Origin of the sequence: Algoriphagus vanfongensis DSM 17529, from assembly GCF_000429465.1 — a bacterium.
Classification (GTDB): domain Bacteria; phylum Bacteroidota; class Bacteroidia; order Cytophagales; family Cyclobacteriaceae; genus Algoriphagus; species Algoriphagus vanfongensis.
Genome location: NZ_AUBX01000003.1, coordinates 1 through 26,308, shown reverse-complemented (window position 1 = coordinate 26,308; position 26,308 = coordinate 1). Strand labels below are relative to the sequence as shown.

The window sequence follows — 26,308 nt, the reverse complement described above, 5'->3', positions numbered from 1 at the left end:
ATGGCGAGTCTTTCTAGTTTAAGCATCAACAGGCCGGTCTTGGCCATCGTGATGTCCCTAGTCATCCTTCTATTTGGAGCTATAGGGATCTCACTGTTGGGTATCCGGGAGTTTCCTAGTGTGGATCCTCCGATTATCAACGTTCGGACGACCTATGTGGGAGCCAATGCGGATGTGATTGAAGCCCAGATTACAGAGCCACTTGAGGAGGCTATCAATGGGATCCAGGGTATCAAGTCTTTGACATCCACCTCCAATGATGGAGCTAGTAGCATCACGGTAGAATTTGATGTAGGAGCTGATTTGGAGGCTGCTGCCAATGATGTAAGAGATAAAGTGTCGGGAGCACAGCGAAATCTCCCCCCTGATGCTGAGCCTCCTGTCGTATCCAAGGCAGATGCAGACTCTCAGCCTATCGTGTTTTTGAATGTAAAAAGTGACGAACGTAGCTTATTGGATCTTTCTGATATTGCTATGAATATCTTCAAGGAAAGACTGCAGACCATTCCTGGAGTGAGCCGGGTTCAGATTTGGGGTGAAAAAGAATATGCCATCAGGCTGAGAATGGACCCACTGAAGATGGCTTCTTATGGGGTCACTCCTCTCGATGTCCTGAGCAAGGTGCAGTCGGAGAATGTGGAATTGCCATCTGGGCGCATCGAAGGAGAGACGATCGAACTGTCTGTGAGAACTAAAAGTAGACTGTCTTCTCCTCAAGAATTCAACCAGCTGATCATCAAAGAAGATCAGAACAATATCGTCAGATTTCAGGATGTGGGTCGAGCAGAGCTTGCAGCATTGAATGAGCGTACGGTTTTGAAAAGAGATGGCGTTCCCATGGTAGGCGTGGTGCTAGTGCCTTTGCCAGGATCCAATAATATCGAAATTGTCGACGAGTTTTACAGACGTTTGGAGTTTATCAAAAAAGATCTGCCAGCAGATGTAGGATTGGAGATCGGTTTTGATTCGACTACCTATATCCGGAGCTCTATCGCGGAGGTGCAAGAGACGATCATCACTGCTTTTATACTGGTAGTTGCTATTATCTTCCTTTTCTTGAGAGATTGGAGAACGACTTTTATTCCAGTGCTGACGATCCCAATATCTTTGATTGGGGTATTCTTTGTGATGTATTTGATGGATTTTTCCATCAATGTATTGACTCTGTTGGGGATCGTGCTGTCCATTGGATTGGTGGTGGATGATGCCATCGTAGTCTTGGAAAATATCTATGCCCGAATCGAAAAAGGAGAGCAGCCACTCGAGGCGGCCAAGCAGGGAGCTGAGGAGATTTTCTTTGCGGTCATAGCGACTACTGTTGCCTTGGCAGCGGTATTCCTTCCTGTGATTTTCTTGACCGGGACCACAGGTCGTCTGTTCCGCGAATTTGGGATCGTCGTAGCGGGAGCTGTAATTATTTCCTCGTTTGTGGCATTGACGATGACGCCTATGCTCAGCTCCAAGCTTCTCAAGAGAAGAGAAAAGCATAACTGGTTTTACAATTTTACAGAACCGGGATTTGTATGGATCAATGATCAATATGATCGGGCGCTTAGCTGGTTTATGAATTTCAGATGGGTAGCTTTTCCACTGATATTGGTGATGGCAGTCGGGATTTACTATTTGTTTTCAAATATTCCTTCCGAACTAGCACCTACAGAAGATAGAGGTGAAATCAGAATTCAGCTTTCTGGCCCGGAAGGTGCCACATTTAGCTATATGGATCGTGTGATCGATCAGATGGTTGCGGATTTTATACAGACCTTCCCTGAGGATGAAGTGACGGGGTTGATTTCGGTGACTTCTCCCGGTTTTGGGACTTCCAGTACCAATTCAGGATTTGTTCGATTTATCCTTTCGGATGCGGAAAACAGGTCCATGACTCAGCATGAGTATTTCAATCAGATCAATCAAAAGCTTAGAAACTATACTTCTGTTAGAGCCTTTGCTTCGGAGCCACAGTCTATTGGTGACAGAAGAGGAGGGCTTCCGGTTCAGTATGTTTTGCAAGCACCTACTTTGGAAAAACTGAAAGAGAAAATCCCTCCATTTATGGAAGCGGTGAATCAGAGTGACGCATTTATTTTTGCGGATATCAATTTGAAGTTTACCAAGCCAGAACTCGAAATCGAGATCGACCGAGAAAAAGCCCGAAATATTGGGGTTTCTGTGCAGGAAATAGCCAGAACCCTTCAACTGTCATATTCTGGACAGCGATTTGCCTATTTCATCATGAATGGCAAGCAATATCAAGTGGTCGGTGAGATGCAGCTGGAAGACAGAAATGAGCCTGTGAACCTTCGAATGCTCTACGTGAGGGCAGAAAATGGACAGCTGGTTCAGTTGGATAACCTCGTCAAAGTAGTGGAGAAGAGTACTCCGCCTCAGCTGTACCGATTCAATAGATTTGTGTCTGCTACGGTTTCCGCTAACTTGGCCGAAGGCTATACCATCGGGGACGGGCTCAATGAAATGGACCGAATAGCCGCTGATGTGCTGGATGATTCGTTTGCAACTGATGTAGCTGGACCATCCAAGGAATTCCGTGAAAGTTCCAATAGTTTGATCTTTGCATTCCTCTTTGCTTTGGTCTTGATTTACCTGGTACTTTCTGCACAGTTTGAAAGTTTCTTGGATCCATTGACTATCATGTTTACCGTGCCATTGGCGATTTTTGGAGCATTATTAACTTTGTGGGCTTTTGATTTTACACTGAATATTTTCAGTCAGATCGGGATCATTATGCTCATTGGTTTGGTGACCAAAAACGGGATTTTGATCGTGGAATTTGCCAATCAGCGAAAAGCCACGGGTATGGATGTCAAAGAGGCCATCTATGGTGCCGCTGTAGCTAGATTTAGACCGATTTTGATGACGTCCCTATCCACTATTCTGGGGATTTTGCCGATCGCTTTGGCCTTGGGAGCTGGAGCAGAGAGCCGTGTGCCAATGGGTGCAGCGGTGATTGGAGGATTGACATTTGCGACGATTTTGACCCTATTTATCATCCCGGCCATTTATACTTATTTGACTTCGAAAGAAGGAAGACTAGCAAGAATTTAATGAAGAAGCTTTGCCTGGGGCTCATCTTGAGCCTAATGACACACTATACTTTTGCCCAAAATGAATCCCTGAATCTGGAATCGGCCATTGAAAAGGGACTTGAAAACAATCTTGACATCAAGATTGCGGTCGAAAATATTAATTTGAGCCAAGGAGATATCAGAATAGGTTGGGGAGCTTTCCTTCCGATTATCGATGCGACCTATGCCAGAAATTATTCTCAGGAGGACGTGACTCAGACATTGGTCAGTGATCCCGAGCCGCGGATCATCGACAATGCAAAGTCGAGAACGGAGAATTTCACAGTTGCGGGGATTTACGGGTTTAGACCTGAGGCGATTGTGGTCTTGAAGAGACTTGGTTTGCTGGAGGAGATTTCCCAGTTGCAGGCAAAAGTGACCGTGGAGAATACGATAGCTGGCATCTCTACAGCTTACTATAGATTAGTGTTGGAGCTGCAGCGATATAAGGTACTTGAACGGACCCTGGAACTGAGCCAGGCTCGCTTGGACATAGCTCAAGCACAATATGAATTGGGAGGAGCTGGAAAACGTGATTTTCTGACGGCAGAAGTGGATTACAATTCTGATTTGAGCCTTCTCAAGACACAAAATCAAATCATCAAAGCAGCCCGAATCAATCTCAATGAATTGATGGCTCTGAATCCCAATGCCGAGTTTGCAATCAATGATACGATTACGGTAGGTGATGAGCTCCGCCTGCTGGACTTGGAGGAAAGTGCCTTTATGGACAACAAGCAATGGCTGGTGATCCAGAGGCAGGAAAATGAAGCCTTTCTTCAGATGAAAGAACTGCAGGTGTCCCGGCTTCCGGCGATCAACCTCAATGCGAATTATGTCAATAATACCTCCAATTCCGATGCGGGGTTTTTGCTGCAAAACCAACGAGAAGGATTCAATTATGGTGGAAATGTGACGATGAATTTATTCTCCGGATTTACCCTCAATCGTAGGATCCAAAATGCGAAGGTGCAGCAGAAGATTCAAGGATTTGCGGTGGACCAGTTTGAGATTCAGCTGAAATCTGATTTGTATAGAGCGTACAATACCTATTTGAATAACCGTGAGTTGTTGGTCATTGAGCAGAGAAACTATGCGGTGGCCAAAGAGAGTTCTGAAATAGCTTTGGAGAGGTTCCGGTTGGGGATCGCTTCTTACTTGGAGTTTCGGGATGCGCAGGAAAACTTGCTAACTGCCGAAAACCGATTGATTACGTCAATTTATAACATTAAAGAGCAAGAAATAGAACTAAAGAGACTGTCTGGAGGGATCTTTTTTGAAAACAGTTTTGAACCACTGGATTTACCTACTGAAGATTAAGTGAAAGGGGAGCTCAGCTCCCCTTTTTCATTTATTAAGATTCTTCAATTATTTTTTGGCATATACTTTGACTATCAGACCTTTCGAAACATCCGGGGCCTAGTCCCAGTGTATGAAAAGAGGAGTCATAATTCTATTTGCTGGTCTGATTATCTTGCTTTTTGGTGTGCAATGCACCTTTTTGGAAAAGCAGTTTCCAAAGACATTCAAAAAGCAAACGTATATCCTGGATCTGGAAGGGATCAAAAATCGAGGCTTTATCCGAGCTGCGGTGGATAATAATTCTACTGGATTTTACATCTATCGAGGTCGAAGAATGGGATACGAGTACGAACTGCTGAGAGATCTAGCCAAGCGCCTGAACGTCCAGCTAAATCTGGTTTTGGTATCTGATATCGACAAGGCTTTTGAGTATCTCAAAGATGGGCGGGTAGACATCATAGCCATGAATCTGGAGATGCATCCTGATCGGGAGATAAGCACTGCATTTACGCTGCCTTTAGGGAAAATATCGACAGTATTAGTGAGTCGAGATGGACCGCATTCGATTAAGGCATGGGATGAGCTGGAAGCTGACACAATCCACGTCCGACAGGGGGCGATATATAAGTCACAGCTTTGCAAGATCAAGGATTCATTACAAGTCAATTTTACCGTATTAGAATCACCCTTGCATGAGGAGACACTAATAGACCAGGTAGCCGAAGGCTCTATTCGCTATACGCTAGCCGATCAAAATATTGCTTTGGCAAATGCTACCTATTATGAAGGGTTGGATATTTCGTGGAAAGTGACTCAGTCTGAGGATGTGGCCTGGGTGGTCAGGGATAATTCACCGAAGTTGCTAAGCACTGTGAACCAATGGATTGAAGATAAACAGCGAGAATTTATCCCGATGTTGTATGCCAAGTATTTTCTCAATACCAAAAACAGTTATTTCCGCTCTACCAGTCCTTTTTCTTCGTTGGCCGGAAATCGCATTTCCGTCTACGATGAGTTGATTCAGGAGGGAGCTGGAGAGCTAGGTTGGGACTGGAGGCTATTGGCTTCATTGGTTTATAAAGAGTCTAGATTTGATACCACGGCGACTTCTTATGCCGGAGCCAAAGGATTGTTGCAACTGATGCCGGTCACGCTGGAGCGGTTTGGGGTAGAAAACCCAAATGATCCCAATCAGTCTTTGATGGGTGGGATTCGATACTTGAGGTATTTGGATAAATTCTGGCTGGAACGCGTACCAGAAACCAATGAACGAATCAAATTCGTACTTGCTTCCTACAATATCGGACACGGCCATGTGGAGGATGCTTGGAGATTGGCTCTGAAGTACGGAGCGAATACTCGATCTTGGAAGGATGTTTCCACTTACTTGGAGTTGAAAAGTGATCCCGACTATTATCGGGACCCCATTGTCAAAAGTGGCTTTGCCAAAGGTCATCTGGCTGTGAACTATGTCAAAGATGTCATGAATATCTTTGAATCGTATAAAGCTCTGGTGACTCCTTGATCCTATTCCTGTAACTCAAACATGGCTTCGATTTCTACTGGAATATTGTCCGGTAAGGTTCCCATACCTACTGCAGATCGAACTCCGATGCCGTGTTCCTCTCCCCATACTTGAGCAAAAAGTTCACTGGCACCATTGATGACATAAGGGTGTCTTTCAAAGCTAGAGACACAGTTGACCATCCCTAGGACTTTGATCACCCGCTTGACGCGGTTGAGAGAGCCCAGATTGGCCTTGATAGTACTCAGCATCGCTAGCCCAACTTGCCTGGCTGCTAGTTTGCCAGCTTCGATGTCCATGTCATCTCCGATGCGCCCTATGATTAAAGAGCCATCGTCTTGGACCGTGCCATGTCCGGATAGATAGAGGTACTTGCCGTCGATCAGGCAGGGTTTGTATACGCCTAGAGGCTTAGGAGCTGGGGGTAGGCTCAATCCTAATTTTTCAAAATTACTTTCTGCTGTTTCCATTTTTATATAAATAAATCCAAAATCAATACACCAATAAGGCCAAATACTGCCACTAAAGTTTCCATGACCGACCAGGTTTTGATCGTGTCTTTGATGCTCACGTTGAAAAACTCCTTGTACATCCAGAATCCGGCATCATTAAAATGCGAAAACATCAAGCTACCTGCACCAATGGAAAGGACAAGGAGGTTTGGGTCTACGTTCATGCTGGCTACCAAAGGAGCGATGATCCCCGCCGTCGTCAACCCGGCGACGGTGGCGGATCCCACACAGACACGTATAATAGCAGTGATGACCCAAGCTAAAATCAGGGGGTGAATGTCCCAAGACTGGAGTCCTTCAGCGATAGTTTGGCTGACTCCTGAGTCGGAAAATATTTGTTTCAATGCACCAGCTCCTGCGACTATCAGTAGAATCATGGCGATATCTTTAGTCGCGTGAGTATATAGGTCCATCAGGGTTTTCATGTCAAACCCTCTTTTTAAGCCCAACGTATAAGTAGCGATCAGTACTGAGATCAGCATTACCATGCCTGGATCAGCTATAAAACTGATAATGGGGGCCAGTGTGCTCTGTGGGGAAATATTGAGGTTTAAAATGGTGGTAGTGACCAATAAAAATACAGGAAGGAGAGCGGTGAAAAAGCTGTTTCCGATTCCGGGAAGATCTTTTTCTTCTTTGACTTCCGCCTGGAAAGTTTTGAGCGGCTCAGCTTTGATGTTTTTTAATTTTGAGGCAAAAAGAGGGCCTGCTATGGCTACCGTAGGAATGGTGATGATCATCCCATATAGCAGGGTCAATCCCATATTGGCATCAAATTGTGCAACTAGGGCGGCTGGAGATGGATGAGGAGGTAAAAATCCATGAGTGACAGATAGCGCCGCCAATAATGGAATCCCGACATAGACTGCTGAGATCCTGTACTGGTACGCTACAGTGAAGGCCAGTGGCACCAAGAGTACAAAGCCTACATTGTAGAATAGCGGAATTCCTACCACCAAACCGGTCAGTGACATGGCCCAAGTGATGTGCTTTTGCCCAAAAAGCTTCATCAAAAAGCCGGCTATTCGCTGAGCAGCGCCACTTTCTGCCACCAATTTGCCCAGCATTGCTCCCATGACAATGACGATGACCAAATCTCCCAGGAGATTGCCCATTCCTTTTTGGATGGAACCGGCTATTTGTTCAGGAGGGATACCCAATAAAAATCCAGCGACTATGGAACTGATTAAAAAAGACAAAAAAGGATTGAGTTTGGCCCAGACAATCAGTAGTACTAAAACAGCAATACTGAGTAAAAGGAATAGAATGGTCATGGCTTGGGTTTAGATGAATTTTCAAGATAGAAAAATCATCTTAAACCATGATTTACTTCTTTAAAAATAGGCTAATGGCGAACCCACTTAATCGTTTGTGTTCCTTCCTTCCATGAAACCAAAATAAAATACAAGCCCGGTTTGAGTGCCGAAAGTTGTTGGTGGAGGCTTTCTGTATTTAGATTGATTGGTTGCCCAGTGTTTCCATTGGGATGGATAATCTGGAAAGTGACTTGGTCAAATTCTTGACTCGTTGGGTATTTAATTTGAATTTTTCCCGAATGGTAGGGGTTGGGATAGAGTTGGAAATGCATGCTGTCCTCCGGCCTGCCATCCAATCTGATCACCCTACTTGAATCAGTTTTTCCATCTGCAGTAGTGAGCTTAAGTTGGTAGTATGTAGGTGCTCCGGGCTGAATAGATTCATCGATAAAGTGGCTTTTTCTGATGTTGTCAATTGTCATTTGAGCTATGGTTTGCCATGATTCTAAGTTTCCCGAGGAGCGAAGTAGCTCTAGTTGGCCGGAGGTCTCAGCCGCAAACTCAAATGATATCAAAGCGTTTTGTTTTTGCCAGTGTGCTCTGAAGTCCAACAATAGTAGGGGTAAGATAGAGAGTGTGCGGTAGCTTCCCACTGTAAATAAGTTACCTGATAGATCATTGAAAGTTAGCTCACGGATTGCCCAGAGGTCGTCGCCGTCTTCCATTCCTGGAATGTGAGTTCCTGGAGCTGCATAGCCTGGTCCTACGATTCTGAGATCGTCTACGTCATCTACGATCAATTGGTGGGCTGAAATGCGGAGTTGGAGAGAATTCGAGCTTGGATTAAAGCCTGAAAATTCAAAGTAGGAAAAGAGACGATACAAGATAGGAGTAGCATCGTTGTCCGAAAAATTGGCATTGAAATCAGCTCCTTGATACTCTGTATAGTTTATTGTTAGATTTCCTCCTGCATGCGTTCCTAGCAATTGCACTTTTCGTATACCGCCTTGATATCTATCTCCAAAGGGAAATGTCCCGTTTACAGGAGTAAAAGTGTTTGGTGAATTATAATAAGTAACGCTTTTGAGATCTTCCCAAGACCCGTTTTGATAGACTAAGCTTCCTGAATTTGAAGAATTAATAGCAAGAGAATTGTCATCGAAATTCAATTTCCCAGTTTGCATAGTCAAGTTTCTCAACACATTCAGGCTTTGCCCCAAAATAACTTCTCCATTACTTTTGTCGACCGTCAGATCCAGTGGAGTAAGGGCAAAGCCAGTGATGCGTTGGTCTTCATTCCCTAAAAAAGTGATATGTGTATTGTTAGTCAAAAATTGTCCTGTACCTGTTTGTGCTAGGCCACCTGTGATGGCGACCGAGCTTGGAAGTTGAAGATTTCTATTTCCTTGGAGTTCTAGGTCATGAAAAGTTAGAATAGAGCCAGCATCCGTAAAAGTAGAGGCAGGTAGAGATTTGGTGGCAGATCCAGCTCTGAAAATCACTTTTCCTTTGATCTGGAAATTTGCGGCTTCAATCCTGGGGTTTGTTCCTTCTAATATCAAAGTACCACCTGTCTGTAAATCAAAAAGGTTGGCACTCTTAGGGCTTGATGAGGTTCCTGATCTGAATAGAATGTTATCATTGCAATGGCTGATAAGTATTCCTCCATTTTCTATAATGAAATCTCCAAAAATTCCTGTTCCGTGCGAGTTATTGGTATTGAATGAAAAAGTGGAGCAGGTATTTACATTCGTAATTTTTTGAATAACAGCTCCAGATCTAATAGTGAATTGCAATGCTTTAAATGGTTCTTCTATTTCTAATTCAATTCCAGGTCCTGCGTCAAAAATGACCGAGTAATTACTGTTTTGGCTATTGCCTGACCAAGCGCCATCTTGGATTATCGTCCTTGTACCTCCCTTAAAGGTTAGGGTGCTTGTCATGGAATTTCCAATCCAATCGGTGCTATTATGACTTCCCGCTGGTGTTCCGGGAGCACTGCCTTCATACCCTTGAAGTGTCCCATAGATGTCCAGATTGTAGCCATTCAAGTTTAACTTTTGTCCTGCTCCTGTGTCACTATTGATAAAAATACTTTTGACTTCTTCATTTTGAGTGAGTGTGACCCGATGTGGCTGTTCTATGTAAATATCATTTCCTATCCCTGGCTTAGCACTTACTGGACCCCAGGTCATCCCGTCATAGATTTCCCAAATGGAGAGGTTGGTGAAGCTGCCAGAAGCGATCGTCCGGTAGGAGTTTGCCTCTTGGGCCAAGAGGCAGAAATGGAATAGACACAGAAACATGATTGCCGACAATAACCTGTATATTCGGCCATATAAAAGTGCCAATAGGGCCATCTTTTTGTCCCTGGTGTCCATAAAAGTAGTTTGAAAAGTAGTTGAAGTTAACGAAATGTCTTTTAAAAAGAAACTGTTTTCCTTGTTAATTGTCTGTGCAATAGCGTGTTGTGGCGTGGCACAGGCTCAGCTGTATCGAGTCAGTCTTTTGACATGTGACCCCGGGGATGAGCTCTACATGGCCTTTGGACATAGCGCGATTCGGGTTTTGGATCCGATTGGAGGTACGGATTATGTTTTCAACTATGGCACGTTCAATTTCAACACGCCTAATTTCTATGGGAAGTTTGCAGCGGGAAAACTGGATTATATGCTTAGCGTCAGTTCCTATGCGGATTTTATTGCTACTTACAATGCGGAAAAGAGATCTGTAAGGGAGCAGGTACTGGATCTTTCAATCGAGCAGCAAAAGTACATGACGGAATTTTTACAGGTGAATTATATGCCGGAGCGCAGGTATTACCGCTACGATTTCTTTTTTGACAACTGTGCCACCCGAATACGGGATGCTATGGACTTGGTGCTTGGAGATAAGCTAGTCTGGCATGATGAGCAAAGGGAGGAGGAAGAAAAGACATTTAGGAACCTGATCGATGAATATGTGCTGCAGATGCCTTGGGCAGATTTGGGAATAGATGTGGCGCTGGGTGCTGTGATCGATCGGGATGCCAATCCCCAAGAAGAGCAGTTTTTGCCTGATTACATGGAGCAGGCTTTTGCCAGAGCTGAAATTCAGGGGGATGGTCCTACCAGGCCTTTGGTCAAGGAGTCTTCTGTAATTTTGGATTTTCCCAGAGCCAATATGTCCATGAACCCATTGAATCCTTATTGGATGTTTTGGCTCATAGCGGTAGTATTTACAGTAATTACATTTTTCGGATTCAAAAAGAAAAAGCTCTTCATAGGCTTTGATATCGCTCTTTTTGGGATTTTGGGCATTTTAGGTATCGTCGTGATGCTGTTGTGGTTTGCGACTGTGCATAGTGCTACTCAGTGGAACTGGAATATTCTTTGGGCTTTCCCAGGGCATTTAGTTTTGGCCATTGCTCTCATGAAAAAGAGCCTGAAACCCTGGGTGAAAAAATACTTGTTGGCTGCTTTGATTTTGGCGGATGCAGCGGTGGTCTTCTGGATTTTGGGATGGCAGTCATTTCATCCGAGTTTGATTCCCATTTTGTTAGTCTTGATTCTCCGAACCAATTATCTCTATTACAATATTGAAAAATACAAGCCCGTAGTGGCTTAATCTCACACTTGCGAAACTTATCGGCCGGGCCTTGACGTTTCCTCTACTGGACTATACTTATGGATTTCAAACTAACATCAGATTTTCAGCCTACAGGGGATCAGCCAGCAGCCATCAAACAACTGGCGGAGGGGGTCAATGCAGGTGAAAAAGCGCAGGTACTACTGGGTGTGACAGGTTCTGGTAAGACTTTCACCGTTGCAAATTTGATTCAGGAGGTACAAAAGCCAACCTTGATACTGAGTCATAATAAGACTCTGGCGGCTCAGCTTTATGGTGAATTCAAGCAGTTTTTTCCTGAAAATGCCGTCGAATATTTCATCTCGTATTACGATTATTATCAGCCTGAGGCATTTATTCCCAGTTCGGGTACCTATATAGAAAAAGATCTTTCGATCAATGAGGAGATAGAAAAACTGAGGTTGAGTGCCACCTCGGCCTTATTGACAGGGAGAAGGGATGTAGTGGTAGTAGCCTCTGTGAGCTGTATTTATGGGATTGGAAATCCAGAGGAATTTGGTAAGAATGTGATCCGTCTTCAGGAAGGAGATCGAATTCCCCGAAACCAGTTGCTTTTCAAACTGGTGGATATCCTTTATTCGAGGACGCAGCAAGAGCTGACCCATGGGACTTTTCGGGTCAAAGGAGATACAGTAGATATTTTTGTGGCTTATGCAGACTGGGGATATAGGATTTTCTTTTGGGGAGATGAGATTGAAGCGATCCAGCGAATCGATCCCAGGAGTGGCAAAAAGCTCAATGATGAGAAAATCATATCTATTTTTCCAGCCAATCTATTCGTCACTGGCAAGGATACCCTTCAGGTAGCTATCAAGGAGATCCAGGATGACATGGTGGCTCAGGTGAATTTCTTCGAAAAAGAAGGGAAATTCATGGAAGCCAAGCGCTTACAGGAGCGGACGGAATTTGATCTAGAGATGATTCGTGAGCTGGGGTACTGCTCTGGTGTGGAAAATTACTCCAGGTATTTCGACAGAAGGCAACCTGGGATGAGACCCTTCTGCTTATTGGATTACTTTCCGGATGACTTCTTGTTGGTGATAGATGAGAGTCACGTCACAGTACCTCAAGTGAGGGCGATGTGGGGAGGCGATAGGTCGAGAAAGGTCAATCTGGTGGATTTTGGGTTTAGACTTCCTTCTGCATTGGACAATAGGCCATTGAAGTTTGATGAATTTGAAGATCTGACTAATCAGGTGGTTTATGTTTCTGCGACGCCAGCTGATTACGAATTGGCTTTGACAGAAGGTGTAGTCGTGGAGCAGATTATCAGGCCAACAGGCTTGCTGGATCCGACCATCGAAGTGAGACCTAGTCAAAATCAAATTGATGATTTGCTGGAAGAAATCGATCAAACTATCAAATCAGAGGCGAGAGTTTTGGTGACTACTTTGACCAAAAGGATGGCTGAGGAGTTGCAGAAATACTTGGAAAGAGCCGGAGTGAAGTCCCGGTATATACACTCGGAAGTGAAGACATTGGACCGGGTTGAGATTCTTAGAGAATTGAGATTGGGAGTTTTTGACGTCTTGGTAGGAGTCAATTTGCTACGGGAAGGATTGGATCTGCCTGAGGTATCTTTGGTTGCGATTTTGGATGCGGATAAAGAAGGTTTTCTTCGGAATGAGCGAAGTCTCGTTCAGACGATTGGTCGGGCTGCCCGAAACTCTGAAGGGCGTGTGATCATGTATGCGGATAAAATCACAGATTCCATGCAGATGGCAATCGATGAGACCAAACGAAGAAGAGCCCTGCAGATGGCCTACAATGAGGAGCATGGTATCACGCCGACTACTGTCATCAAATCCAGAGACAAGATCATGGGGCAGACCAGCGTGGCAGATTCCAAGAAGAATCCAAAAGTCTATGCGGAGCCGATGCCAGGCGAGGCAGTACTTGCTGCAGATCCTGTAGTGCAGTATTTAAGCAAAGACAAATTGGAAAAGCTCATCGTGCAAACCCAAAAGCAAATGGAAAAAGCTGCCAAAGAACTCAACTTCATGGAAGCAGCACGACTTCGCGATGAGTGGCAAGCTCAAAAATCTCGTTTGGAAGAAATGAATAGGGGACTGGGAAACTGATGGCAGATCATGACATTGCGAGAATTGAAGATTTTGGCTTCTCAGGGGGAAGGGCTCCGGCTGGAGTTTAAAAAGAAAGCCGCCTTTCCAGAAAAAATAGTGCGGGAGCTGATAGCTCTGGCCAACACTGCTGGAGGATATTTGTTGATCGGAGTAGATGATGATGGGACTGTCAGCGGGCAGCGTTATATAGAGGAGGAGATTTACGTCATGGAAAAAGCTATCAGCGCGTTGATTTTTCCCCCGCTGGAGTATGATCTTGAAACACTTCAGCTCAATGAGAAAAAGGGAGTTGCCATTTTTCAGATCTCTCGCAGTGATACAGGACCTCATTTTTTATGGGAAGAAAACCGGAAGAAATCCTATGTCAGAGTGGCGGATAGGACAGTCCAAGCCAGCAAGGAGATTTGGGAGATTCTGAAAAAGTCCAGAAATCAAGCTGATGTGGTATTCACTTATGGTCAAAAGGAAGAGGTTTTGATGAAGCTTTTGGCTGAGTGGGGAAAGATCACTGTGAAAAGTTATGCGAAGCAGGCTAAATTACCGCGATTTTTGGCTAGTCGGACATTGATCAGGCTGACGCTTGCTAATGTCTTAGAAATCCATCCGCAGGAATCAGAGGATTTTTTCACCTTGAAAGAGACGAGAGTTTGATTTGGGTTTAGGCTATTCGGGATTACAAGTCCTGAGGAGCCGTAGCAATAACAGGTTACTTACCTGGAAGGAAGTGGGAGACTGATTTGAGTTCTTTCAAAAAAACCTTTGTTTCCTTGAATACCTCCTGTGTGGACAGCAAGGACTTTTGAACCGGGAGGAAAGTAGTCCTGTTGGATCAGTTCCCATAGACCATACATCATTTTTCCGGTATAGATAGGGTCCAATACGATGCCGAATGATCGGTGAAAATCCCAAATAAAATCAATCAAAGCCTGTGTGTATTTGGCATAGCCGCCAAAGTGGTAGTTTGTGAATACGGTCCAGGTAGTGTTTGGGAATTCGCCTGTTTCTTGAAGAATCTGCCGTACCTCATCTATGATGAAATTTCCCTTGAGCGAAGAGATACCAATTGCTTTCTGCTCAGGAGACAAGCTTTGAACCAAGCCAGCAAATGTGCCTCCCGTGCCGATAGGAGCTATAATGTGCGAAAATTTGCTGTCTTCGGCTCCCAAAATTTCAGCAGTCCCTTGGATAGCCCATTCATTTGTGCCTCCTTCTGGGATGATGAAGGTGTTTGGAAATTGGTTCTGAAGATCAGCCAGAAACTGGCTTTCTTTCTTTTTTCGATAATCGCCTCTGCTGAGATAAGCGAGTTTCATTCCATGATTTTGAGCAAAAGCCAAAGTGGGATTGAGTGGAAGAGTTTCCTCACCTCTAATAAGCCCGATAGAATCAAGTCCTAGTAGCCGACAGGCAGCAGCTGTGGCCTGAATGTGGTTGGAATAGGCGCCGCCAAAAGTCAGAACGGTTTTAGAGTCTTGAGCTTTGGCTTGGAGGAGATTGTATTTGAGTTTGTAAAATTTATTACCAGAGACAAGAGGATGGATCAGATCCAGTCTTTTGACTGCGAATTCTATCCCTTTTTGTTCCAAAAGAGGATGGTCCAGCACTTGATTGATGATGGGGGCGGCCTGAATCATGGTGGAAATTTAAGCTTTTGCAAAAACTAATCGCTATCCTCTTATTTTTGTGGCATGAACAGTCAGCCAGAAGAGGAATTCGATGAGGAGGAATTGGAGCTTTATGAGCACCACAAGATCCACGTGGACAAAGGTCAAACTCTGATGCGAATCGATAAGTTTTTGACTGAAAAAGTAGCCAATGCCACTCGCAATAAAGTGCAGCAGGCAATAGACTCCGGCGGAGTGCTAGTCAATGGAAAGGCTACCAAGTCCAACTATAAGATCAAGCCATTTGACGAGATCAAGGTGATGCTGACCAAGCCACCTCGAGAGACAGAGGTACTAGCAGAGGATATTCCTTTAGATATCGTCTACGAAGATTCAGAATTGCTGGTGGTCAACAAGCCTGCGGGTATGGTGGTGCATCCGGCTCATGGTAATTGGTCAGGCACTCTGGTCAATGGCTTGGTGTATCATTTTCAACATCTTCCCGAAATGGCGGGCAATGAAGGAAGGCCTGGTTTGGTCCATCGGATAGACAAGGATACTTCAGGTTTATTAGTAATCGCCAAATCAGAAGATGCAATGACCAAACTTGCGGCCCAGTTTTACCATCACACTATCGAGCGCACCTATTATGCGCTGGTGTGGGGAGAGCCTGAGGAGGATGAGGGTACGATCACTGGACATGTGGGTAGAAGTGCAAAGGATAGAAAAGTGATGGATGTCTATCCGGATGGTTCCTATGGAAAACATGCTGTGACACATTGGAAGGTTTTAAAGAGGCTTCGCTATGTCAGTTTGATTCAGTGCAATCTGGAGACAGGGCGTACTCATCAGATTCGGGCGCATATGAGATTTTTAGGGCATCCACTATTCAATGACTCCATGTATGGAGGGGATAAAATCAGGAAAGGCACCCAGTTTTCGAAGTATAAAACTTTCGTTCAGAATTGTTTTGATTTAATGCCGCGGCAAGGGCTTCATGCCAAATCTTTGGGCTTTATTCATCCCAAAACACAGAATAATCTCTTTTTTGAATCCGAATTGCCCAAGGATTTCCAGTCTGTTTTGGATAAATGGGAAGGATATGTTCAGATAGATTGATTTCTTTTTGTCTAAAAAAACGCGTCAAAATGTGTGGATTTAGTAATTAAACGATTGAATTATTGATAAAAACAAATATTCAATCGGCTTTATTAGCAAATTCGTAAAATCAAGGCTATTTATTTTAATAATTTTGACGATATGTTAGTTCTCAATCGATTTCATTAATTTATCTGTAAAAAAATAATATTTTTTTTGAATTATTTGTAAAAAAGGGAAAAGTGAGCGTATATTTGAAATATCAATTGAAGCTCACAGACGGTTTGCTTCTCAAAATTGAAAACAGTGATACTGTAGGATGTTGAAATTGGCAGACAAGCCCTCCTGTCTCGGGGGTGGGGAATCTGGGATAAAGCATTTTAGCGAGCTCGTAAATTTGCCTAACTACTCCGTGGAGGTTCGAATCCTTCTCCTACAGCAGGTTATTTTGGGTTTATTGTTAATTGACTAAAACCATGAAATTTTGTTTCATGGTTTTTTTTATGCCCAAAATTTACTTGGGCACATGTTCAGGTATTCCAAATTTGATTTTTGGTGATTGCAAAATCCGCAATCATAGGCTTAATTTAGGAAGTTTTGTTTTCTATTTTTTAATCAATTGCCTCATTTTATAAAAAAAATGAAAAAATAGTAGATTTATGTTGTCATAATTTTAATAAATAGCTCGTATTGTTAATTTTGAACCATCGAATTCACAAATGCAGTCGGAAGATGTGATGTGAACTCTCAAACCTATTAAATCCAAGCAGAAGGCTTGGGAAGAATTGAGGCGATGAATTAAGCAATGGAGACATGCGTAGATTTTTGCATGTAAGTTAATTTGTCGCTTTTCTTTTGATTTTAAAAAAGCCCTTTGGCTTTACAGCATATACTGTAGGATGTTGAAATTGGCAGACAAGCCCTCCTGTCTCGGGGGTGGGGTCCCCGATCACGGTCGGGAATTGGGATAAAGCATGGTACAACCGGACTATTGCCTAACTTCTCCGTGGAGGTTCGAATCCTTCTCCTACAGCAATCAAAGCAGTCTTTCTAAGACTGCTTTTTTATTTTTTGCTCACTAATTGATTATTTTAGGGTAAATTCCAACTATGATCAAGCGCTTTCGAGGCAAAATCTCTAAACATCCTTTCAGGAGAAAAATCGTAAGGGTGCTGACGATCCTATTTTTAGCTCTTACATTTTTGGAGTTTTTGATCTATTTCGGTTCCAATTTCTTTTTGCTCAACTGGACTCGTTCCAAAATCAACGATGCCACTGGCGGTGTATACCAAGTAGATTTTAACCGGCTCAATTTTTCGTTGATTCGACGGGGGATATTCCTTAACGGTGTGGTCATGAAGCCTGTAGAAGTGGATTCTACGAATTCAGATCAAGTGTTATTTGATTTTACACTGGATGAGCTTGCAGTCAGCAATCTTTGGTATGACTGGTCAGATCATATCTTCACGATTGGTAAGATTAGCTTGGACAATCCCAATTTGGGAGTGCAGCTCAGCGAAAAGGATATTAATGGCCTTGGGAATGGGCAGCAAGTTTCTGCTGTCAAAAGACTGGAAGAAGAAATCCAAAAATCCATACGCAGAATACCGATAGGAGGAGTGTATATCGAAGAGATCGAGATCAACCATGCTGATTTACTTTTCTTGAATTTCCTCAGTCAGAATTCCATCAATGCGGAAAATTCAAGTCTTAAAATTCGAGGTGTCGATTGGACCAGTGCGGATGATTGGTCTAGCCCTTTCAATGCCAAAGGCTTTGAATTTGACTTGGAATCGGTGCAGTTTGAGCTACCTGATCAGGTACATACTTTATATGCTGATCAAGTTTGGGTTAGCTCACTCGAAAAGCAGATATCGATAGAGGAATTCAGTCTGGTGTCAAACAGGGCGATTCCAAGCAGTACTTATTATGATGTCAATCTTGCCCAGTTGCGAGTGGGCAATGTGGACCTCAATAGGGCTTTCATGGAATCGGAGTTGGAGATAGATGAGATTGTCTTGGACAAGCCTAGATTACAGGTGTTGAAATCCTTAAATCAAACTTCTGAAAGAGGAAAAACGGGGGATTTGAATGAGTTGATTCAGGGGATCTTGAAGTCTTTCCATGTGCAGGAGCTTTCTGTCAATCATGGCAAATTCCTCACGGCTTCCATAGAGGATAGTCTCAAAAACAGGATAGAAGTAGAAGATCTCGGGTTTAAGATGATTGAATTCTATCTTGGCGAGGAAGAAGAGAAGAAAGCCAATCAGTTTTTTTATGGACAAGATGCCTCTATGGAATTGGGAGATGTGTCGCTTTATCTTTCAGATGGTGTACATCTTTTGAAAGGAGAGCGTGTGATGGCTTCGTCATTTCTGGATGAGATCAAAGTTGTCGGTTTTGAGATGTTGCCACGGGATACAGCCATCATATCCCAATCCCCGGATCAGTTGATTCGGATCAAATTGCATGAGCTTGAGTTTACAGAGGCAAATCTCAAAAAGCTTTATAATGAAGGTGAATTGGATGTGCACCGCTTGGCGATCGAGTCTCCCCATGTACAGGTGGTGGAGCTGACAAAGTCTGCAGGAGAAAAAGAAGTTAAAAATGTCACCACTACCTATCTTTTGGGTTATCTCAATGAGGTCACCATTGATGAATTTGAGCTGCAAAATGGGCAGGTCCAATTTACAAATGAAGCAGGGGTGAGATCTGATGACATTGGATTTGAAAGTTTTGGTTTGCTCTTAGAGAATCTTCGGTTTTCTCCAGATTCTACGATGAAAATCAGGGATATTTTATTGGCAGATGAGATGATTCTGAGTTTGGAAAAATATAAACTCAAACTCCGTGACAATCTCCACGTGTTTTCGGCAGATAATATTCTGATAGATTCCAAAAGGTCTTTGATTGCAATTAATCATTTCTCACTGAAACCCGAGGAGGAAAACATTCAGACCGTTTTAGATAGGTATGATAAAACTGTGGCCGTTGATCTTTCGGTCCCAAGTTTTAGAGTAGAAGGGATAGATATCAAGGAGGCTTTGTTGGAAGGAAATTTATGGATTCATTCTATTCTGGTTCCAGAGCCTGAGTTTTCCTATACTCGCTATCGCCCAAAAGTAGGAGCTGTAGGAAGTGCTCAGATAGAATCTACAGAGGGGATCAAATCCATCCTCCAATCTTATTTTCATCAGGTGACTATAGATTCGGTCAATTTTGACCAGGGGAAATTCAATTTTACGGATTATTCGGGAAGGCAGGAAATCAGTTTTTCGGAAGAAAATTTGAGCTTGATTTTAAAGGGGTTTTCTCTCGATGAGTCAGATTCTGCTCAAAGACGAACTTTTTTTTCCGATGAAATCATCCTGAATCTTGCGGACTATTCTTTTTCTCTCGCTAAGGGAGATTATGATGTGACGACCAGTAATCTCCAGTTTAATACCAAAGCAAGGTCCTTGGAAATCGATACACTTCGCCTGAAAGCCGGAGAGAATCTGGATAGCAAGCTGGCTTTAGGTCTGGTCCTACCAAAGGTCAAAATTGAAGGGATTGACTTAGAGGATTTTCTATTTGAAAATATCATAGATCTGGAAAAACTAAGCGTGGAAGGAAGTGATATACGCTTGGACATCAATCCGAAAATGGAAAGGAAGCTACTCCAGAAGAGAAGCGGAAAAAGCAGGTTGAGGACGTTGGACTTTGTGAAGGTAGATGAGATTCATGCGTTGAATTCCGATTTTCAGATGAACTACATACAGGGTGAAAAGGATGTCCAGTCTTTGCAGACATCTTTTGATGTTTCTATCTCTGACTTTTTCATGAACGAACAGGAAGAGGGCGATGTGGAGCTTGCCGGTTTGTTTAGTAAGGTGGCAATTGACATCAATGATTTCACATTTATCTTACCCGATAGCCTCCATTCGGTAAAACTATCGAGTCTGGTCTATGATAATTCTGTGGAAGAAACGATTCTTTCTGATCTGGAAATTAGGCCTTTAAATAGCTTGGAAACTAGCCCGGGAATACTTTTGGAGGGTAAGATTGCGGAGATAGGAATTCGAAATAACAGTCTCGATGAAATAGAATCGACCGGGATATTTGATCTCAATCTGCTGAGAATTAAAAATCCAGAATTAAAAATATATCTGGACAGTGCTGCTCGGCCCAAGCGAAAATTGGCAAAGAATGAAAAGGACTTAAAAGATCCTTTTATTTCGAGTTTGCTTTTGCATAGGGTCCAATTGACGGAGGGGCGTGTGGAGGTGCTTGAAAAGAATAATACTCCGAGGAACGGATTGAATTTTTTGGATTTCGATTTTGCTATTTCAGATTTAGAAATGGATTTGTTGGCTGAAGAGCTGGAGTTGAATACTTCCGAACTTCTGTCTTATCCATTTAATTTCTCACTGAGAGACTATGAGTTTTTTACCAAGGATAGCCTGGAACTAGTAGAAATAGGGGAGGTATCACTAGAAAACTCGAGTGTGGAAATCCGAGACTTGAGTTTTCGCCCCGCTATGGGAAGGTATGCTTATCTGAGGCACAAAGGATATCAGACAGATGCCATAGATATGCGGCTTGGAAGGCTAAAGATTCAAGGTATAGATCTTCAAAAGTATTTTTCAGATCAGCTATTTCAGGCAGAAAAAGTGGAGTTGGAGCAAGTGCACCTGGATGTTTTCCGGGATAAGAGACTTCCTTTGCAGGAAGGAGTATATAAGCCGATGCCGCAGGTCATGATGACGAATTCGAAGTATCAGGTTCGTGTAGATTGTGTGTATGTATCTGATAGTCGGGTGAGGTATCAGGAGTTTGTACCAGGTGCTCAAATGCCAGGAAGAGTTCTCTTTGATGAGATGAATGTGTCAATCACTCCTTTCGAATTGTCGGGGGATGCTGCCGGACATTCAAAAGATACATTAAAAATGGTAGCTGAAACCCGCTTGATGGGAAAGGGGGATGTGAAAGTAGAGGCAGAAATGTATTTTGAGCCGGGTAGCCCTATGAATGTAAAGATGGAACTGGGGCCGATGGAAATGAAAGATGCCAATGATATTTTGAGCAAGGGGGCTTTTGTGAAGGCTACTTCCGGAAAAATAGATACAGCTAGATGGAGTTTTCGATTGGATAATGAGGAGGCAATCGGTGGGATGGAGTTTCTCTATGAAGGTTTGAAAGTAGAACTGCTGGATTCCCTTACATTGGATAAGGGAAAGGGAAAGCTTTCTATAGAGACTTTTTTGGCTAATACCTTAATTAAGAATAACAATCCCCGAAAGCTTCTGGGGAATAAAGTGAGAGCTGATATTTATGTCAAAAGAGATCAGTCCAAATTTATTTTTAATACTTGGTGGAAGGCTACGTTTAGCGGTTTGAAGGCGAGCTTTGGGCTAGGTCAGCCCCAGATGCCTAAACGAAAAGAGGAGGAATAGAAATTCCTCCTCTTTTATTTTCTGATGATTTTGATTTGCTGCTGATGATCACCCCAAAGTAGCTGAACTATAAATAATCCATGGTCTGTGTTTCGTAGATGGAAATTAACTTGCTCGCTAACCTCTTCAGGGCTATGGGCGGTATAAGTTTCCGAAATACCCTTGGCGTCTGAAATTCGAATGTGAATGATTTCATCCTGATAGGCAGATAGATTCAGTAGGCTGAAATTCACATATTCAGTTCTTCCGCTTGGGTTTGGATAAACCAGCCAGTATCCAGAGCCGTCTTTTGGTTCTACTTGAATGGATCTGGTAACGCTGTATTGATAATCTCCATCGAAATCCACTTGTTTCAATCGGTAATATACCAAACCGCCAGAAACAGGGAGATTTTCGTCCAAGAATTCATAGTCCACTGGTTCGTCAGAGTATCCAGCCCCTTCAACTCGTCCGATTTTTTGCCAGGAGGAGACATTGTTGATTGATCTTTCGATTTCAAAATGTGCATTTTCCCATTCTTGAGAAGTGGCCCATTTGAGTTTGGTAGATCGATCTGTGGAAGAATAGGAAGCCTCGAAATAGAGGTATTCGACGGAGAGGATGGACAGATTTTCATACACAATATAAACGACTCCGTCTCCACCTTTACCTCCGCCTGCATAGCCAGCTCCACCGCCAGACCCTGTCTGATTAACCCCTGGATAACCTATGCCACTTGTGTTTTCGGTATCTAAATTTCCATCTCCTCCCAACTTTATTCCACCCGCATATCCTCCTTGACCGTCTTTCTCCGCACCATTGAAGTATTCTCCAATTCCTCCCCCTCCGGCGCCAAAATATTTGATAGAATCACCTAAGTTCAGGGCAATTCCGTTTCCTCCATCCCCACCTTCACCTTGGCCATTACCAGCGGCTTTACCATCTTTTTTGTCACTGGCAGTCCATCCCACGAGTCCACCACCTCCACCGCCGGCAATTGCATCTTGAGAATCATGATAATCTCCTAGTCCGCCAGAGTTACCATTATATACAATTATACCTGATCCTGAATAGGTAATAGATTGGGAGTTTCCACCAGCTCCCCTGACTTTAGATGGTAATAAAGTTGCTCCTCCTCCTCCTCCAGATGCACCAGATCCTCCTGGGGTACTTATCTGAGATCCGCCGCCTCCCCCTCCTGGAACTATTATAGATATTGGCATTCCATCAATTGTGCCAGTGAATGAAGATGGGGCGCCAGGGTCACCAGGTCTATCACCAAAAAATGCGCCCGGTCCACCTTCTCCTACTTCTATTTCGAAATTGGTAGCTGGTGGAAGACCATATGGGTTGGTCGTAGTGAAGTTTTGAACAATTAATGCACCAGAACCTCCCCCTCCAGATCCTTCCCCAGAACCGCCACCCCCTCCAGCGCTTCCTACAAATACAGTGAAATCAATAAGTCCTTCTGGAGCTGTCCAGGTATCATCACAAGAATATTCAATGATTGTATATCCAGATTTAGAACCATCATCAATGATCGTCATACAGTCGGTATCGTCTGGATCGGGGCAGGAGTAGGAAATTATTATAATACCGTCTTGCCCAGTTGCATTTGCATTTCCTCCTTTTCCAAAAACATTTCCTTGAGGTCCTCCGGAATTTCCGCCAAGGCCACTTGCTCCTGAAGCTCCTGAAGCTCCTCCAGAATATCTAGGGTCTGAACTGCCCCCGCTTCCCCCAGACGATCCACTACCAACAGCTCCGCCATGTGCATATAGAATACTTGTATTATAAATATCCCCTAAGCTTGAGTCAAACGTTGCGTATGAATTTCCTCCATTACTTGTTTTTGAACCACTTTTCCCAATGTATACTCCAATAGGCTGGCCTGGAGTTACGGAAACTGTTCTAATAGAATATCCGCCGCCGCCGCCACCTTTACTCCCGGCTCCATTTCCGCCACCACCCCCTGCTCCGTAAATTTCTATTGTTATTTGATAAACATTGCCGGGGACATAAAAAGTGCTATTAGCACTGAAAACAGCAGAACAAACTCCAAAGTAAGTGGTAGGGGGTGTGGGTAATGTTATTGTGCAAACATCACTTGATTTCTTTATACTTAGTATTTGGACGATATAGGTGTCATCAGTGCTATTTATTGGAATAGTATTGAAGGTGCCTTTTCCATTTGTCACAGATACATTTACTGGTCCGACCTGAGTAAAAGATCCATTCCCTTGGGCGATTTGATAAAAAATCTCATAGATTCCATTGACTAAAATTGTTGGATCTCCATATATAGAAATTGAGGCTAATCCTCCAAGGGACGTTGCAGATACTGAAGAAATTGATGTGATTTCATAATTCGGAGTCACATCGATGGTTCCTGTTGCCGTGAGACCATTTGTGCAACTACCTAATAGAGGAATACTATAGGAATAAAGTCCGGTTGTGGCTCCAGTAACATCACCTGAAAATTCGATTTCTCCAGTTGAATTGTTGAAAATTGCTGTTACTCCAGTTGGAAGTCCAGACGGTGTTCCAATCCCGGTAACTCCTGTTGTAGCTTGCGTAAAAGGGGTGAGAGTTGGAGAACTTATACAGACACTTGGGTAAGTAGTTGAGGTTGGTCCTACAGTTGCTAATGCTTGGACTTCGGTGGTTGAAGTTGCGGCGCTTGAGGCTATACAACCTGTAATTCCATCGGTATAGCTTACTTCTACTGTTTTTGATCCAGCACTGAGCCAGATTATGCTTACTGAGGAGTCTGTGTTCCCTGTTCCTCCTGCGGTTATTGTATAGTCTGTATCCTCGACTCCAGGGATATTCCACACATAATTTGCCTGTCCTGACTGGGTAGTATAAGTAATTTCATCTATTTCAGCGCAAACACCTGCTCCAGGGGAACTAGTAAATGTTGGAGAGGGAAGCGGATCTATTGTGATTGTATTGGTAGTAGGAGTAGTAGGCGAGCAACCGTTAAGATCAGTATAGGATACAGAAACGTCTTTTGGACCATCACTTAACCAGGTCACTTCGATGCTATTACTTTCTTCAAGAGTACTACCTGAATAAGTGATATTATAATCATCGCCCTCAGTTCCAGAAATAGTCCAAACATAATCGTATTGCGAAGCGTCGGTAGTGTAAGTCACAGAGCTACCTTCACAAGCCACTGGATCGGCATCAATATTTGAGGTTAATGAAGCTACAGGTAAAGGATTAACAGTGATGGTAACAGCTTCTGGGCTGGCAGCTGTACAACCATTAGGGTCTGTGTAGGATACTGTCACATTCTTGGCACCCTCAGTCAACCATGTAACGACAAAAGTGTCAGAAGTGGCAGTTCCTCCTGATGCTACAGTATAGTCTAAATTCAGGGTCTGACCGGGAATATCCCAAACGTAATTGGATTGTCCAGACTCTGTGGTATAGGTCACCGAATTCCCCTCACATACGAAGGGGTTCCCATCTACATTTGAAGTCAAAGTAGGAACAGGAAGTGGGTTTACAATAAATGCTCCGGAAATAGAGGAAAGGTCATTTGGTCCACAATTACTGGAAATTTTGACGAAATAATAAAGAGGAGGGCCAAGTGTAGTAGGGGGTGTGAAGCTTGCTCCGTTTTCGCCAGATAGCTCGACTACATTCGCTCCAAGTGTATCTGCTACGGCTGTTGTATTGCTATACCATTGGTAAGCAATGGTTCCGGTACCATCAGCAACAATGGAGATTGGGGCAAAACTTTGATCCTCACAAATCTCCTGGGAAGCTAAAGACTCATTTGTTACCACTGTAGGTTGAGTGACTGTGAATGCTCCTGAGATATCAGTTGGAACAGTTCCGCAATTACTCGATGCAACTGCATAATAATAAAATGTGCCTACCTCGTCTGTAAGAGGTGTGTAAGAGTCAGATGTTGCTCCAGAAATTATTGTTCCGCCAGAATTTGAATTTGTAGTGTTTTTATACCATTGGTAAGTTACTGTACCTTCACCACTAGCTAAAACTGATAATGGAGTACCAATGAAAGATCCAAATTCATCAAAACATTGTGGTTGTGGTGATGTAGTGTCAGGGTGAATGTCTATAACTGTTTTTGAAGGATTTACTCTAAATTCTCCTGACATTCCCGAGGTTTCTACACCACAGTTTCCTGTAACAACAACATAATAGTATAGGATCCCTTCAGTTGATGATGGTGGAGTAAATGTTGCTGATGTAGCACCAGACACTATTGTCCCTGGGTTTGAAATAGGATCAGAATTATCTGGTTTTGAATACCATTGAAATTTTAAATCTCCTCCAATTGCTGTTACAGAAATTGGATCAAAACCATCTCCAGCACATTCAACTTGATCAATTGTATTATCTGGTTGAATTTTAATTTCAGTGATTAGATAAACCTCTGTTGAGGATATTCCGGGTGATCCAGTACATCCATTGGTATTGGTATAGTTGACAGAGACGGATTTGGCTCCTGTGGATTTCCATACCAATGTCACAGAATTGTCCGTAGATCCACCACCAGAGGAGATGACATAATCTGTTCCAGCAGTTCCGGGAAAAGACCATGAATAAGCACTCATACCGGATTGAGTGGTATAGGTTATAGACTCATCGATACAGCTTGATGCATTTGCCTGAGCGGTAAAGGTTGGGGTAGGAAGGGCGTTGACGGTAGTTGAGTTGGAAGAAACTGCAGCGGCAGCCGTACACCCGTTGGTATTTGTATAGTTTACAGAGACAGATTTGGCCCCTGTTGATTTCCAGACCAATGTCACAGAATTGTCCGTAGAT

At 43.4% G+C, this 26,308-nt stretch carries 13 protein-coding genes; 8 read left to right on the top strand and 5 right to left on the bottom strand.

The window, feature by feature from the left end; translation table 11 throughout:
* The 3 genes from G460_RS0100960 to G460_RS0100950 all read left to right on the top strand — a co-directional run bounded on the left by G460_RS0100960 (position 1) and on the right by G460_RS0100950 (position 5,910).
* Complete coding sequence (locus G460_RS0100960) at positions 1-3,063, top strand: efflux RND transporter permease subunit (RefSeq protein WP_026953624.1); 3,063 nt, start codon at positions 1-3, stop codon at positions 3,061-3,063.
* The gene (locus G460_RS0100955) at positions 3,063-4,403 is read left to right on the top strand and encodes a TolC family protein (RefSeq protein WP_026953623.1); all 1,341 of its coding nucleotides are present in this window, start codon (positions 3,063-3,065) and stop codon (positions 4,401-4,403) included. Before G460_RS0100960 ends, G460_RS0100955 begins: the two co-directional genes overlap by 1 nt.
* A 112-nt stretch (positions 4,404-4,515) precedes the next feature.
* A complete protein-coding gene (locus tag G460_RS0100950; RefSeq protein WP_026953622.1) occupies positions 4,516-5,910 on the top strand; it encodes an MltF family protein in 1,395 nt (464 codons plus the stop codon).
* A gap of 2 nt (positions 5,911-5,912) precedes the next feature.
* On the opposite strand, the gene G460_RS0100945 is transcribed toward G460_RS0100950, so the two are convergent.
* The 3 genes from G460_RS0100945 to G460_RS0100935 form a co-directional block, all read right to left on the bottom strand.
* Complete coding sequence (locus tag G460_RS0100945) at positions 5,913-6,380, bottom strand: RidA family protein (protein ID WP_026953621.1); 468 nt, start codon at positions 6,378-6,380, stop codon at positions 5,913-5,915.
* A 2-nt stretch (positions 6,381-6,382) separates the two neighbouring features.
* Entirely contained in the window at positions 6,383-7,696 is a 1,314-nt protein-coding gene (locus G460_RS0100940; RefSeq protein WP_026953620.1) for a GntT/GntP/DsdX family permease, read from the bottom strand.
* A 71-nt stretch (positions 7,697-7,767) separates the two neighbouring features.
* Positions 7,768-9,984 (bottom strand): T9SS type A sorting domain-containing protein, encoded by a 2,217-nt coding sequence (locus G460_RS0100935; RefSeq protein ID WP_026953619.1) that lies wholly within the window; start codon positions 9,982-9,984, stop codon positions 7,768-7,770.
* Between the two features lie 109 nt (positions 9,985-10,093).
* Between G460_RS0100935 and G460_RS0100930 the strand changes: the two genes are divergently transcribed.
* From G460_RS0100930 to G460_RS0100920, 3 genes are read left to right on the top strand one after another with little or no spacing between them, the layout of a single operon-like run.
* Positions 10,094-11,284, top strand: coding sequence for an Lnb N-terminal periplasmic domain-containing protein (locus G460_RS0100930; protein ID WP_051315852.1), 1,191 nt, complete (start codon positions 10,094-10,096; stop codon positions 11,282-11,284).
* Between the two features lie 59 nt (positions 11,285-11,343).
* Entirely contained in the window at positions 11,344-13,386 is a 2,043-nt protein-coding gene (gene uvrB / locus G460_RS0100925) for an excinuclease ABC subunit UvrB (protein WP_026953617.1), read from the top strand.
* Between the two features lie 9 nt (positions 13,387-13,395).
* Positions 13,396-14,040, top strand: coding sequence for an AlbA family DNA-binding domain-containing protein (locus tag G460_RS0100920; RefSeq protein ID WP_026953616.1), 645 nt, complete (start codon positions 13,396-13,398; stop codon positions 14,038-14,040).
* Between the two features lie 59 nt (positions 14,041-14,099).
* Here the strand turns inward: G460_RS0100920 and G460_RS0100915 are convergent, their stop codons facing one another.
* Positions 14,100-15,023, bottom strand: a complete 924-nt coding sequence (locus G460_RS0100915; RefSeq protein WP_035463714.1) for a 1-aminocyclopropane-1-carboxylate deaminase/D-cysteine desulfhydrase — start codon at positions 15,021-15,023, stop codon at positions 14,100-14,102.
* Positions 15,024-15,077: 54 nt separating this feature from the next.
* Here G460_RS0100915 and G460_RS0100910 point away from each other — a divergent pair, with 54 nt between their 5' ends.
* Together G460_RS0100910 and G460_RS0100905 are read left to right on the top strand one after the other, a co-directional pair.
* The gene (locus G460_RS0100910) at positions 15,078-16,112 is read left to right on the top strand and encodes an RluA family pseudouridine synthase (RefSeq protein ID WP_026953614.1); all 1,035 of its coding nucleotides are present in this window, start codon (positions 15,078-15,080) and stop codon (positions 16,110-16,112) included.
* 1,088 nt (positions 16,113-17,200) lie between these two features.
* Positions 17,201-21,526: an AsmA family protein gene (locus G460_RS0100905; RefSeq protein WP_026953613.1), complete on the top strand. Its 4,326-nt coding sequence runs from the start codon at positions 17,201-17,203 to the stop codon at positions 21,524-21,526.
* Positions 21,527-21,540: 14 nt separating this feature from the next.
* Here G460_RS0100905 and G460_RS23450 read toward each other — a convergent pair.
* On the bottom strand, positions 21,541-26,308 hold a 4,768-nt coding region (locus tag G460_RS23450), incomplete at its 5' end, for a glycine-rich domain-containing protein (protein WP_342667599.1).